Origin of the sequence: Emticicia sp. CRIBPO (genome assembly GCF_009905725.1) — a bacterium.
Lineage (GTDB): Bacteria > Bacteroidota > Bacteroidia > Cytophagales > Spirosomataceae > Leadbetterella.
The window spans coordinates 184,420-198,441 of the sequence record NZ_JAAAKV010000001.1; the positions used below are offsets into that span (position 1 = coordinate 184,420).

The 14,022-nt window shown below is 43.5% G+C and carries 11 protein-coding genes; 6 read left to right on the top strand and 5 right to left on the bottom strand.

What is annotated here, in order from left to right; all coding sequences use genetic code 11:
- Positions 1 to 44: 44 nt before the first annotated feature.
- Positions 45 to 1,376 (top strand): ammonium transporter, encoded by a 1,332-nt coding sequence (locus GVN16_RS00815; RefSeq protein WP_166561933.1) that lies wholly within the window; start codon positions 45 to 47, stop codon positions 1,374 to 1,376.
- 617 nt (positions 1,377 to 1,993) lie between these two features.
- On the opposite strand, the gene GVN16_RS00820 is transcribed toward GVN16_RS00815, so the two are convergent.
- Positions 1,994 to 2,245, bottom strand: coding sequence for a hypothetical protein (locus GVN16_RS00820; protein ID WP_166561934.1), 252 nt, complete (start codon positions 2,243 to 2,245; stop codon positions 1,994 to 1,996).
- A gap of 416 nt (positions 2,246 to 2,661) precedes the next feature.
- Here GVN16_RS00820 and GVN16_RS00825 point away from each other — a divergent pair, with 416 nt between their 5' ends.
- Positions 2,662 to 3,534 carry a thioredoxin family protein gene (locus GVN16_RS00825; protein WP_166561935.1) on the top strand — a complete coding sequence of 291 codons (873 nt, stop codon included), beginning with the start codon at positions 2,662 to 2,664 and terminating at the stop codon, positions 3,532 to 3,534.
- Between the two features lie 5 nt (positions 3,535 to 3,539).
- Here GVN16_RS00825 and mtaB read toward each other — a convergent pair whose 3' ends face one another.
- The 3 genes from mtaB to GVN16_RS00840 form a co-directional block, all read right to left on the bottom strand.
- Positions 3,540 to 4,886, bottom strand: coding sequence for a tRNA (N(6)-L-threonylcarbamoyladenosine(37)-C(2))-methylthiotransferase MtaB (mtaB, locus tag GVN16_RS00830; protein ID WP_166561936.1), 1,347 nt, complete (start codon positions 4,884 to 4,886; stop codon positions 3,540 to 3,542).
- Positions 4,887 to 4,977: 91 nt separating this feature from the next.
- Complete coding sequence (locus tag GVN16_RS00835; RefSeq protein WP_166561937.1) at positions 4,978 to 5,991, bottom strand: glutamine synthetase beta-grasp domain-containing protein; 1,014 nt, start codon at positions 5,989 to 5,991, stop codon at positions 4,978 to 4,980.
- A gap of 649 nt (positions 5,992 to 6,640) precedes the next feature.
- Entirely contained in the window at positions 6,641 to 8,482 is a 1,842-nt protein-coding gene (locus GVN16_RS00840) for an LTA synthase family protein (protein ID WP_166561938.1), read from the bottom strand.
- Between the two features lie 105 nt (positions 8,483 to 8,587).
- Between GVN16_RS00840 and GVN16_RS00845 the strand changes: the two genes are divergently transcribed.
- Genes GVN16_RS00845 through GVN16_RS00860 form a run of 4 tightly spaced genes read left to right on the top strand, consistent with a single transcriptional unit; the run spans position 8,588 to position 12,670 of the window.
- Positions 8,588 to 10,780: a glutamine synthetase III gene (locus tag GVN16_RS00845; RefSeq protein ID WP_166561939.1), complete on the top strand. Its 2,193-nt coding sequence runs from the start codon at positions 8,588 to 8,590 to the stop codon at positions 10,778 to 10,780.
- A 5-nt stretch (positions 10,781 to 10,785) separates the two neighbouring features.
- Positions 10,786 to 11,325: a hypothetical protein gene (locus tag GVN16_RS00850; RefSeq protein ID WP_166561940.1), complete on the top strand. Its 540-nt coding sequence runs from the start codon at positions 10,786 to 10,788 to the stop codon at positions 11,323 to 11,325.
- A complete protein-coding gene (locus GVN16_RS00855; protein ID WP_166561941.1) occupies positions 11,325 to 12,011 on the top strand; it encodes a 16S rRNA (uracil(1498)-N(3))-methyltransferase in 687 nt (228 codons plus the stop codon). Before GVN16_RS00850 ends, GVN16_RS00855 begins: the two co-directional genes overlap by 1 nt.
- Positions 12,012 to 12,013: 2 nt before the next feature.
- Entirely contained in the window at positions 12,014 to 12,670 is a 657-nt protein-coding gene (locus GVN16_RS00860) for a DUF4159 domain-containing protein (RefSeq protein ID WP_166561942.1), read from the top strand.
- Between the two features lie 80 nt (positions 12,671 to 12,750).
- Here the strand turns inward: GVN16_RS00860 and GVN16_RS00865 are convergent, their stop codons facing one another.
- Positions 12,751 to 14,010 (bottom strand): dihydrolipoamide acetyltransferase family protein, encoded by a 1,260-nt coding sequence (locus tag GVN16_RS00865; RefSeq protein WP_166561943.1) that lies wholly within the window; start codon positions 14,008 to 14,010, stop codon positions 12,751 to 12,753.
- Positions 14,011 to 14,022: the final 12 nt, after the last annotated feature.

Genomic DNA, 14,022 nt, shown 5'->3' on the forward strand with positions numbered 1-14,022 from the left:
ATTAACCCATTTAAATTATTGTACAACAATAAACTCTATTCATCATGTCTGAAAAAAAAGTAAAACCCTCTTATGTGCCTTTAGCCATTCTGGCGGCTGTTACAGTTGTGGCACTTTTTATGCCGGGAATTCCTACGGTAATTCAAACAGAAGGGATCAACAGTGGTGACACTGCCTGGATGTTGGTAGCTTCTGCTCTTGTATTGATCATGACTCCGGGCCTTGCCTATTTTTACGGAGGAATGGTTAACGCCAAAAACGTTATCTCAACCATGCTTCAAAGTTTCATCGCCATGGGTGTGATCTCTGTAGTTTGGGTAACAGTTGGCTACAGTATAGCTTTCGGTGAAAGCGTCGGAGGCTTCTTCGGTAACCCTACAACACACTTTATGTTTAAAGGTGTTCTGGAAGCCGCTCCATGGGGAACTATCCCTGCAGTTGTTTTTGCATTCTTTCAATTAAAATTCGCCGTGATCACTCCTGCTCTTGTAACAGGTTCAATGGCTGAAAGAATCAACTTCAAGTCTTATGTAGTTTTCATGATCCTTTTCAGTATATTCATTTATGCTCCTCTGGCTCACATGACCTGGGCTTCTGAAGGCTTCCTTTTCAAAATGGGTGTGTTAGACTTTGCGGGTGGAACTGTGGTTCACATGTCTGCGGGTTGGGCTGCTCTTGCTGCTGCCATCTATCTGAAAAGACGTCGCTCTCATGAGTCAGGTAGCTTCCTTCCTCCTGCCAACATCCCTTACGTACTTCTTGGTACAGGTTTACTTTGGTTCGGATGGTTCGGATTCAACGCCGGTTCTGCTCTTTCTGCCGGTGCTCTGGCTGCTTCTGCTTTCGCTACTACCAACACTGCTGCAGGTGCTGCAGGTTTGGCCTGGGTGTTGTTTGACGCTGCCCGTGGCAAGAAAGTTTCAGCTCTTGGTTTCTGTATCGGGGTAGTTGTTGGTCTTGTTGCCATCACTCCTGCTGCAGGTTTCGTTTCGATCCCTCACTCTATCGTTATCGGTGTGGTTGCTTCTCTGATCTCTAACTATTTAGCTCATTACAGAACAAAAACTGCCCTTGATGATACTTTAGATGTATTCCCTTGCCACGGTGTAGGCGGAATGGTCGGAATGGTTTTAACAGGTGTATTTGCTTCATCAGCTATAAACTCAGCAGTGGCTGAACAAGGTTTGTTTTTCGGAGAAACTTCATTGTTCCTGAAACACCTTCTTGCTCTTGTTCTTGTTTCTGCATTTGCCTTTATTATGTCGTTCGTAGTACTTAAAATCACTGACATCATCGTTCCTCTTCGTGTATCTGAAGAAGATGAGGCCCTTGGTCTTGATGTTAGTCAGCACGACGAAGCATTATTGGAAGCATAAGAATATTTGCACTTCAAAATCACAATTAATTGTGGTTTTGTTGTACTCCATAAAGCAAAATACCCGCCTTTTAGGTGGGTATTTTCTATTTAGGGCGATTGCTTATTTACACTCAGTTAACAGGCCGGAATAAAAAAACTCACAAATATTACATCCCTCCGGGATGCCGGATCATCGCAAAGGTTACCTTCTTTACAGATATTTTGTCCCTCCGGAACATCAAAAACAGCTGGAATAAGCCCCCTGAAATCGTTAATTATTACTTCTTATATGACATAACTATCCCTGACACTGGCTGTGTTACTTCTTACCCGGGTTATCTGATATGAGTACTCACTCCAATGATTTGTTACAAAGCTTGTTTTTAAACTGCAGCCAGAACAATTATCTGTCACGGCCACAGATTATTCCGTACGGTCTGAACAACTGGCATTTACAATGAAGGATTGTACAGTGATGTTGAAATAATCTATAATAACAACGACCGTTTTTTTCATCACTCCCGAAGAATTGCCACTCATGTCGGTAGTTCCCTCACTCGTGTTGACATGTTCCCCATTCGGGTCGGTAGTTTCCTCACTCTGGTTAGTATGTTCTCCACTCGGGTCGGTAGTTTCCTAACTCTGGTTAGCATATTCTTCACTCTGGGCGGTAGTTCCCTCACTCATGTTGACATGTTCTCCACTCGGGTCGGTAGTTTCCTCACTCTGGTTAGTATATTCTCCACTCGGGTCGGTAGTTTCCTCAGTCTGGTTAGCATATTCTTCACTCGGGGCGGTAGTTTCCTTACTCGTGCTGGCATGTTCTTCTGTCGGGTCGGTAGTTTCTTTCGTGCGGGCGGGATAATCAGAATTCCGGATGGTGGTCATGAGCGGGGGGATAACCCAGCTTAAGCCACTGAGTGAACTTCCAGGCCTACAGACAGTCATTCTGCAGATAGGCCCGGCGGTACATATCTGCAGGATAACATTAAGCCTTCAGATCTGAAGAATATCACAAACGGTGTTTGCCTGCCAAACGGGCCGGATCGGCAGAATCAACAAAAGCACTTATCTGATGAACGAACTGAAGAGATTAATAAAATAGCCTACAGACGTCCTGCCCGGTAGATAGGCAGGGCCGTGCGTCTGCAAGAAATCAGGTCATTTTAAAAACCGCCGACCAGCGTATCATTATCAACAGAAACCCCTTTAACATTTCACTAACAAGTCGTTAACCGGGCATTAACAGCTGTGCGGTTTTCTTCCTTTTAAGTTTGTCATCATAAACAAAACACTTTAAAAAGATGACAAAACTACTACTCTCACTTTGCTTATTGGCCGGATTTCAGGCTTTTGCACAGCCCAATCTGGAGGTTACTTCCAAAGACGGAAGCAAGAAATTACTGGGCCAGATCACCCGCGATGCCCTGCTGAAAACCCCTTACAGCGAATGGTTTCAGAAGGAATACGACGCGTACAGCGTTCAGAAAATTATGGTTCCGGCCCAAAAACTCAGCAAGACCGAGATCATCATTTTTATGGGCACCTGGTGTGGCGATACCCGCCGGGAGGTTCCGCGATTCCTGAAAATCCTGGACAGCCTGAGATTTCCGCCTGAAAACCTCAGGATCATTTGCCTGGACAATTCAGAAGGAAATTACAAACAAAGCCCGCAGCATGAAGAAGCCGGACTGGGTATCCACCGCGTACCTACGATCATCGTCAGGGAAAACAAACAGGAAACGGGAAGAATTACAGAATCGCCGGTGGTCAGCCTGGAACAGGACCTGCTTAATATATTGAACAGGAATAAACTGAAAAGCCATTACACGATACCTACGGCGATATTCAGGTGGATAGAATCGGATCAGGCGTCACACCTCGAAAAGAATCTTAATGAATTGTCGGGAGAATGGAAAAGCCAGGTGAGCAGTTCGGCAGAATTAAATACGCTGGGCTATGTACTGAAGGCGAAAGGCCTTAAAAAAGAAGCGATACTGGTTTTCAGGCTCAACACCTTGATTTATCCGGGTGTTGCCAATACCTATGATTCACTGGGAGAAGCCTACAAAGAGGACATGAACCCCGAACTGGCGGCCAGAAACTACATGAAAGTACTTGAATTAAAACCCAATGACCAGAACGCCCTGGAGAAATTAAAAGAACTTGAAAAGTAACCTGATCAATGGCTCAATTCGTAAGTTGGGCCATTTACTTCTGCTTCCGACACTTCCATCAGCATGTTTTCATTCACCGATTCCAGCTTTACTTTTTTGGTCTCGTTGATCAGCATCGGGTCATATTTGGCCGTTACCCTGACATAATTCTCTGTAAAACCTGACATCATGCCGTTTTCAACATCTTCTTCAAACAAAACATGGAAAGTCTTGCCTGTCTGTTGTTCGTAGAAAAACCTTCTTTTCTTCTCAGACAGGATATGAAGCATTTTTGACCGTTCTGCACGTTCGGATTTAGACACAACGGGCTTTATGGACACAGCGGCAGTGTTTTCCCTTTCAGAATAAGTAAAGACGTGAAGATAGCTGATATCAAGATCGTTCAGGAAGTTATAGGTCTCCAGGAACTCCTCGTGCGTTTCGCCCGGGTGACCTACGATCACATCCACACCTATACAGCAGTCAGGCATAACTTCTTTGATCCTGGCTACCCTTTCGGTGTATAATTCCCGCTTATAACGCCTTTTCATCAAGCCTAAGACCTTATTACTGCCCGATTGAAGCGGTATGTGAAAATGAGGCACAAAACGCTCTGAAGAGGCCACAAAATCGATTATTTCGTTGGTCAGCAAATTAGGTTCTATACTGGAAATCCTGAAACGCTCTATACCTTCTACTTTATCCAGCTCCCTGATCAGCTCAAGAAAATTCTCTTTTCGCTCACCGCCCTGAATACCGAAATCACCGATATTGACGCCGGTCAGCACGATCTCTTTGACATCGTTGGCGGCTATCTCGTGAGCAGCTTTCAAGACATTCAGAACCGTGTCGGAGCGGCTTTTTCCCCTGGCCAAAGGTATGGTACAATAGGCACAGGGATAATCGCAACCATCCTGAACCTTGAGAAAAGTCCTGGTGCGGTCGTTCAGAGAAAATGAAGTATGATAATCCAGCTTGTCGGATATTTCGCCGGAATAAATTTTATCTTCGGACCTGGTTGTTCCGGGAGCTTTTTCGAATGTTCCGAGGAGATCGAGCAGCTTAAACTTCTCAGCAGCACCCAGAACGGCATCCACCCCTTCGATTTCAGAGATCTCTTTGGGCTTCAGCTGGGCGTAACAGCCAATGATGGCGACAAAACCATCCGGATTGATCTTATTGGCTTCTTTGACAATCTTCTTACACTTCTTATCCGCATTTTCGGTCACCGAACAAGTGTTGATGATAAAAATATCGGGACGGGCACTAAAGTCGACCTTCTGAAAACCCCTCTCCTCAAAACTACGTGAGATGGTGGAAGTTTCAGAAAAATTCAGCTTGCAGCCTAAAGTGTAAAAAGCAACTTTCTTCATGATCTTTGAAAATAATCCGCAAAAATACAAACAAAAAGCCCCTAAAACAAAGTTTTAAGGGCTTTAAGATTATATAGAGCCTTGGTTTAAATTAAACGTTGGCAGTTTTAACAGTTTTGATGATTCTCGCTGCTACTTTATAAGGATCAGCAGCAGAGTTTGGACGACGATCTTCCAACCATCCTTTCCAGCCTTTTTCTACAGCTGCAATAGGAATACGGATAGAAGCACCACGGTCAGAAACTCCGAAAGAGAAACTGTCGATTGACTGTGTTTCGTGTTTTCCGGTCAGACGAAGGTGGTTGTCTGCACCATAAACTTCGATGTGTTCTTTAACGAACGGACGGAAAGATTCACAGATGGTATCATATACCGCCTTATCTCCACAAGTACGAAGGATCGTGTTAGAGAAGTTGGCGTGCATACCTGAACCGTTCCAGTCAAGGTTACCAAGCGGCTTACAGTGCCAGTTGATAGAAACACCATATTTCTCACCGATTCTTTCCAGTAAATAACGGGCTACCCAGATCTGATCACCGGCTTCAGCAGCACCTTTGGCAAAAATCTGGAATTCCCACTGACCGGCAGCAACTTCAGCGTTGATACCTTCTACGTTAAGACCTGCGTCAAGACATACGTCAAGGTGCTCTTCAACAATCTCACGACCGAAAGCATTTTTAGCACCTACTGAACAGTAGTAAGGTCCTTGTGGTGCAGGATAACCGTTAGCCGGAAATCCAAGAGGTTTATTGGTTTCGTTATCCCAAAGGAAATACTCCTGTTCGAATCCGAACCAGAAATCATTATCATCATCTTCAATCGTTGCACGTCCGTTTGAATCGTGAGGAGTTCCATCAGAATTCAAAACTTCACACATCACAAGGTAAGCACTCTTACGTTGCGGGTCAGGACAGATAAATACAGGCTTAAGCAAACAGTCAGAAGATCCACCCGGAGCCTGCTCTGTTGACGATCCGTCAAATGACCACATATCGCAGTCTTCTAATTTACCTGAAAAATTACTTTCAATTTTGGTTTTGCTTCTAAGGCTTTGAGTCGGTTTGTAACCATCAAGCCAAATGTACTCTAGTTTAGCTTTTGCCATGATTGTATTAAATTAATAAATGATGTAAAACGAATTAAGAATATGATTACAAATATAATTCAATTCTCAATAGATAATTATTTAAAAGGGAATTTTTCATATATAATATTCTAAATTATTTAAATAATCCAACTATTTACCGAAATATTTAGATTTCAACTTTCCAAGCAACGAAATTTTATCTGATTTTTAACCAAGAATTAATTTTAAAAGAAAATATGACTGAATTCTTAATCACAGAATGAAATATTTGTAAAAAAATCAGCGGAATAGTTCAATTTCTCAATCAATTTCGCATAAACATTATTTTTTAAGTGTTTGGACTATTCTAAGGGTGTGTGGCTGGAGAAAGGAGAAAGGTGGAAGGAAAAAAGGAGAAGGGAACGGTGGGGGTATTTGGCTTTGGGCGATAAGCTTTAGGCCATAGGCAATGACAAGGTTCTGATGGCTTTGACCTGAAAGGTTCAGATAAAGTAAAGACGTTGCAAGCAACGTCCGGGAGAAATTTTTATCATTTAGCAAAAGGTCAATCAGCAAAGCTGTTTTAGAGAACGGAAAATTCCGTCAAAAAAAAAGAGACGTTGCCTGCAACGTCTCTACCTCAAACCCCTTAAAGCTTATAGCTTAAAGCCAATAGCCATAAACACAATCATCTGTCCAGGTAATCCTGGAAGGTACGTTGCTGGAGTGTCTTGGCCTCTTTGATGTCTTTGTCGGTAATGTTTCCTTTCTGGGAGATGGTCCTGCGGCCTACGTTGTCAAAAACAAACTGCTTGTCAGGTTTAACGTAACCGAATCCGTTATTGAAAACAAAAAACGCCCAAGGCTTTACAGACTTATCGAAGAGGTTTCTGCTCCAGGAATACAGTGACCTGTCAAAATTCATCTGGGCCAAAAGCGTAGAGGCGATATCCATTTGTGAGCAAATACCTTTGTATTCAAAAGCCTTGTCCTTAAGAGCACCGCCGGTCCACAGAATCGGGATTTTAAAATCGTCTACTTTATTCCCTGTCTCAGGCATCCGCTGACCGTGGTCTGCCACGATAATAATAAGGGTGTTGTTCCACCAGTCCTGGGTTTTGGCTTTGGCTATAAAATCGCCCAGCACCTTATCTGTATAATGAAGAGAGTTATAGAACAACTCATCGTTCTTCTCACCAAGAATGGCTTTCTCGCCCGGTACGTCAAAAGGCTCGTGACTAGAGAGTGTCAGCACAGTACTGAAAAACGGCTTGGGTTTAACGACCTGGTGGTCTTCAAAAAACTTATTGAACAGGAATTCGTCATGAACACCCCATTTTGAAGTTGAAAGTTCTTCGGGGAATTCGTCCTTATTAATGATCTTGTTAAAGTTGGCCGAGAAAAGATAAGATTTCATGTTCGCAAAATCCACATCCCCGCCATAATAAAACTCTGTAGTGTAACCGTGCTGTTCGAAATCCTTACTGAGGATAGGAAGAGAAGCCGATTTCTTCGGGTTTTTGATGATCGACTCTGTCGGCTGTGAAGGAAATCCGCTGAGGATCGTCACAATACCTTTATCGGTCCTGTCCCCTACCGAATAGGCATCTGAGAAATATATTCCCTCCTGTTTAAGCTGGTTAAAATTCGGGGTAACCTCAATATCATTATACTTCATGCCCACAGCTTTTTTGGTAAAGCTTTCCCAGACGATGAAGATCACATTCGGCTTTTTGCCTTTGGTATTCAGCACCTGGGTGGTCTGGCCAGACTCATTATACAAATCCCTTGTTGAACGCTGGGCTTCGGTAATCGGCACATAGATAAAAGGATTGACGTTACTGTTGCTTTTATGGACCAGCGAACTGAAGAAGTTCCAGGGGGCGTTCACGGCTGAGATATTGGCAAAATTATCCGGCGAAAAATAAACGGTGCTGTGGTTCATCGGAGCTATTCCGAAGCCACCCCTGATCGGAATAATGAGTGCTGCTGTAAGGAAAAGTGAAACAGCCACAAAAGGAAAGTTTTTGATGTATTTCCAGTTGTCTATCTTATTGGCAATGATCCTGTAAACGATGTAATTGGCTATGATAATGAGCAAGAGAAAACTGATGAACAGCTGAACCACCGGCGACGACTTTACGGAAGCCCAGGCCTCACGGGGCGATTTCAGATAATTGAGCGGCGTAGAATCCAAACGGTAACCCCATATGTTATAGACCTCAAGGTCAATCACGATAATCAGGGTAATAACAATGACAACAATGAAAGTATAGGTAAAGATGGTATTCTGGAAAATGCTTTTTTTGATGAAGTTGGAGAACGTCACCCAAAAGAACGGAAAGATAGACAGATAAGCCGCCATCGAAAAATCCATACGGATACCGTTCCAGAAAATACCGAAAACAGTTTCGATGGTCAGGAGCTTGGAATCTTCAACATGGTAGCTTAAGAATATTACCCTGGCAGAGAGAAAATAGACCACCCAAAACCCGAAATACACCAGTAAAAACTGTATCCTCTCTTTCATTATTTTTTCTAAAATTATTGTAAAACGCAGAAGTAATATGTAATTTGCCCCAAATATAAAAAACAATATCGAGTACATAAATAAAACGAAACCAATACAATAAAAATGGCTCAATTAAGACATAAGGCAGTTGAGATAGCTCAAAGCAGAAGCATTCCTAAAATAGAAATCCCGGAAGGAAAGGTGACCGATTATTACGGAGCGAATATTTTCAGCGACGACGTAATGAAAGCACTTCTTTCTCCTGATGCCTACAGGAAAGTTACTTCTGCGATCAAATCCGGGGAAAACATCGAAGGCAATGTGGCTGACGAAGTAGCTTCGGCGATGAAATCGTGGGCTGTTTCGAAAGGAGCAACACACTACACGCACTGGTTTCAGCCACTGACCGGAGGTACTGCAGAAAAGCACGACGCATTTTTCGACATTTCATTTGATGGCCAGGCCATTGAAAAATTCAAGGGAAGTGCCCTGGTTCAACAGGAACCTGACGCTTCATCTTTCCCGAGCGGCGGTATCCGCGAAACATTCGAAGCCCGCGGGTATTCGGCCTGGGATCCGACTTCGCCGGCCTTTATTATGTTTAATGATGCAGGTACGGGTACGCTTTGTATCCCGTCAGTATACATTTCATATACCGGAGAGCTGCTGGATGCCAAAACGCCCTTACTGAATTCATGTACCGTACTTGATAAAGCCGCTACCAGCGTTGCTATTATATTTGACCGTCACGTTGAAAGAGTAACCGCTACTCTGGGAGTTGAGCAGGAATATTTCCTGGTAGACAAATCATTGTACAATGCCCGTCCTGACCTTCTGATGTCAGGCAGAAGTGTTTTCGGACACGCTCCTGCCAAAGGCCAGCAACTGGAAGACCATTATTTCGGTTCGATCCCTCCGAGGGTACTGAACTTCATGGTTGATTTTGAACTGGAAGCCCTTAAGCTGGGTATTCCTGTCAGAACCCGTCATAATGAGGTAGCTCCTGCACAGTTTGAGGTAGCTCCTACTTTTGAAGAAATTAACCTGGCTTGCGATCACAATATCCTTTTGATGGATTTGATGAAGAAGGTAGCCAAAAAACATAATTTTGAAGTACTTTTCCACGAAAAACCATTCGCGGGAATCAACGGTAGCGGTAAGCACAACAACTGGTCGATGTCAACCGACACAGGCGTTAACCTGCTTTCTCCGAGTACCAAACCAAAAGAAAGCCTTCGTTTTGTTACTTTCCTTGTGAACGTGATCAAAGCGGTGCATGACAACGCCGACTTGCTGAGAGCCACGATTGCTTCTGCAGGTAACGAATACCGTCTGGGTGCCAACGAAGCCCCTCCGGCTATCATGTCGATTTTCTTAGGTACTCAGATGACCAAGGCCCTTGAAGACCTGGAAAACAAAGAGATCGTAGAGATTGAAAAAGGAGAAAACGCCTATATCAAACTGGGTCTGAACCGTATTCCTTCAATCTTATTAGATAACACGGACAGAAACCGTACCTCCCCTTTTGCTTTTACAGGTAACAAGTTTGAGTTCAGAGCGGTGGGTAGTTCCGCCAACTCGGCTACCCCGATGATGGTGTTGAATACCATTGTAGCCCGTCAGCTGACCAAGTTCCGTGAAGAATATGACGCTGAAAGAGAACTGGATTCTACCAAAAAAGAAGGTATCGTCGTTAAGATCCTGAAGAGATACATCACAGAATGTAAAAACATCCTTTTTGAAGGCAACGGTTACTCTAAAGAATGGGAGATCGAAGCAGAGAAAAGAGGCTTGTCTAACATCAAAGAAGCTCCTGAGGCCCTGAAAGCGTTTATCCAACCTAAATTCATCGAATTATTCGAAGAGATGAAGGTTTTAACGAAGAGAGAGATCCTGGCGAGATATGAAATTGAGCTGCATAACTATACCAAAAAGATCCAGATCGAATCAAGGGTAATGGCAGATCTTTCTCAAAACCACGTGGTGTCAACGGCCGTTAAATACCAGACAAGACTGGTACAAACCGCCAAGGCACTGAAAGACATGGAGCTGCACACTGAAGCGGAACCTATCATTGAGATCGTGAAGCAGATCTCTGGTCACGTGGCTAAAATTTCGCAGCTTGCCCATGACATGACCGAGGCCAGGAAGAAAGCCAACAATTGTGAGACCATCGAAGAAACAGCCAAAATCTATTCTACCGAGGTGAAAGATTTCTTTGAGATCATCAGGAAAGAAGTGGATCAATTGGAACTGATCATCGACGATGAAGACTGGCCGTTAGTTAAATACCGTGAATTACTTTACATCAGATAATAATTATGAACAAGGGATTTGAAGAAGAGGAAATAAAAAAGTTAAAAGCTGAGTGTGAAGAAGAGGGTCAGTCCTACATTTTCGTGGAAGACGAAGATGACCTGGATGACTCAGGCGAATTTGTACATTTTCAGTTTGTAGGAAAGAAAGACGGCAAAGAGGTCATTTATGACACATTGCTGTACACCCTTCATATGCACTATAACAGCATCTTGTATGAAGAAGCCGAAAAGAAAGTACTGAAGATCCACAAAGACTATGTGCCGTTTGAAGAAAGAACGGAAAACTACAAAGTCAATGAGGATGCTGAAGAGCTTCTGGAGGAGTTTATGGAAGAAATGGAGGAAGAAGAGACGGTTAAAGTCGCAGAATTCCTTGAAACAGACGAAGATTTCGACTTTGGTATCGGGCTGGAAGTAGCTTTGAACATCGAAGAAATCACGCCGGAAGTCATTGCCACTTTCATAGATGAGTTTAATTCAGGCAAATTCAAACTGGATAAAACCATGTACAGTTTCAAAAATGACCTTGAGGACGAAGATTAATGCAGCTCTTTTACAGCCCTGATATTCAAAAATCCCTCTACCTTGACGAAAATGACTCAAAACATTGCATCAGGGTATTGAGAAAAGAAAAAGGTGACACAATTCATGTGGTGGACGGAAAAGGCAATTTTTATGAGTGCCTGATCGCTGATCCGAATCCGAAGAAATGTCAGCTGAGTATATCCGGGGTTCAGGAGGAGTTTCAGAAACCGTCAAGAAAGATACATGTGGCTATCTGTCCGACTAAAAATGCCGACAGAATAGAGTATTTCGTAGAGAAAAGTGTAGAAATTGGTATTTCTACACTTTCTTTTATTAAAACCACCAACAGCGTTCAGCGGAAAGTCAACCTGGACAGGATCACTAAAATTGCTGTTTCGGCCATGAAACAGTCTATCAAAGCTTATTTACCGGAAATTCATGAGATTACAGACTTTGGCAGATTTATTGCCGGAGATCTGAAAGGACAAAAACTCATTGCCCATCTCAATGATTTCTCGGAGCCCATTCAAAATAAAACCATTGAGCAGGAAGTTATCTTACTGATCGGCCCTGAAGGGGATTTTACACCTGAAGAGATTGGTCTGGCTATCGAAAAAGGATTCAACCCCGTGAGCCTGGGCAACTCCAGGCTGAGAACAGAAACAGCGGGTGTTGTGGGGGTGAGTGTACTTAATTTATTATAAAAATGAGAAAACTATTTCTGATCATATTCCTGGCCGCAGCATTCCAGAGTTTCGGACAAGCCCCTACCCTTAAAATCGCCAAACTGAAATATGGCGGTGGTGGTGACTGGTATTCCAACAAAACGTCGCTGCCTAACCTGATCAGTTTTTGTAATAAAAACCTTAAACTGGCTATTCATCCTGAAGAGGACATCATTGAACCCGGCAGTTCAGAGATTTACCAGTACCCCTTTATTCACATGACCGGCCACGGCAATGTGCTTTTTAATGACTCGGAAGCTTCCAACCTCCGTAAATACCTGATGTCGGGTGGTTTTTTACATATCGATGACAACTACGGGATGAACAAGTTTATCAGGAGAGAAATGAAGAAGGTTTTCCCCGAGCTTGACTTCGTTGAGCTGCCTTTTTCCCATCCTATCTATCATCAGAAGTACAATTTTACCAAAGGCCTGCCGAAAGTCCATGAGCATGACAATCTGCCGCCACAGGGCTTCGGACTGGTGTTTGAAGGACGCCTGGTTTGTTTTTTCAGCTACGAATGCGACCTTGGCAACGGCTGGGAAGATCAGAGTGTTTATGACGATCCTGAGCCTACCAGGATTGAAGCACTTAAAATGGGAGCCAACATCGTCCAGTACGCTTTTACGACTTACTGATCATTTCTGACGTACAAAAAAAGCAGCCCGTGTATGAGCTGCTTAATATTTGATGCGGTTGGTTTACCGGATCGTAAATCTTATGAATGAATCTTCCTGTTGACGTCAAACTTCTCAAGGTGATCGGAAACTTTCTTCACAAACATACCCCCTAAAGAACCATCTACCACCCTGTGGTCATAAGAATGTGAAATGATCATTTTCTGACGTATCCCGATCATGTCTCCCTCCGGTGTTTCGATGACAGAGGCCAGTTTACGGATGACCCCGAAAGCCATGATGGCTACCTGGGGCTGAAGGATGATGGGTGTTCCGGACAGGTTGCCGAACGTACCAATGTTGGTGACGGTGTAGGTGCCGCCTACCAGTTCGCTTGGTTTCAACTGGTTGTTTCTTGCCCTTTTTGCCAGGTCGTTTACCTTCTTGGTCAAACCGATGAGGTTATAAGAGTCGGCGTTATGAATGACCGGTACGATGAGGTTACCATTAGGCAGTGCCACAGCCATACCGATATTGATGTCTTTTTTATAGATGATCTTATCTCCATCCACCTGGATATTGATTCCCGGCAGTTCTTTGATGGCTTTGACAACCGCTTCAATGAGAATAGGTGTAAAGGTGATATTTTCTCCTGTTTCTTCAGCAAATGTGTTTTTGATCTTGTTTCTCCACATCGTAACGCCTGTCATGTCGGTCTCTACAAACGAGGTAACATGCGGTGCAATACGCTTCGACTCCACCATACGCTCAGCAATGACCTTCCGCATCCGGTCCATTTCAACGATCTGGTCGGTTTCCGAGCTTACCTTCACATTCTGTGACTCCACACCCTGGGTTTTGCTTTTCAGATAAGCCAGGATATCGTTTTTGGTCACCCTGTTGTCTAAGCCTGTACCCGGGATCTTCTCGAGTTCGCTGAAACTGATGTTTTCTTCCCTGGCGATATTCAATACCAAAGGGGAATAGAATTTACCCGAAGTATTTTCAGAAGAAACAACCTGCGATTTAATATCTTCTATGCTTTTTTCAAGTTCACCGGCCATCTCAGGCACTTCAGGTTCTTTCTCAGCAGGTTTACCCGAGTCCGTTTTCGATACATTATCCGTTTCAATTTCACAGATCGGGTTTCCGATCACCGCTATATCTCCTTCCTGTACGAGAAACTTAACAATTTTACCTTTATGGGAAGATCCGATTTCCGTATCGATTTTATCCGTGGCCACTTCAAGGATCATGTCATCCACATCGACCACATCTCCTTCTTTAATCAACCATTTCAAAACGGTACACTCAAATATACTTTCGCCCATGGTAGGCATCAAAATCTCCATTCTTGCCATAATATATACATT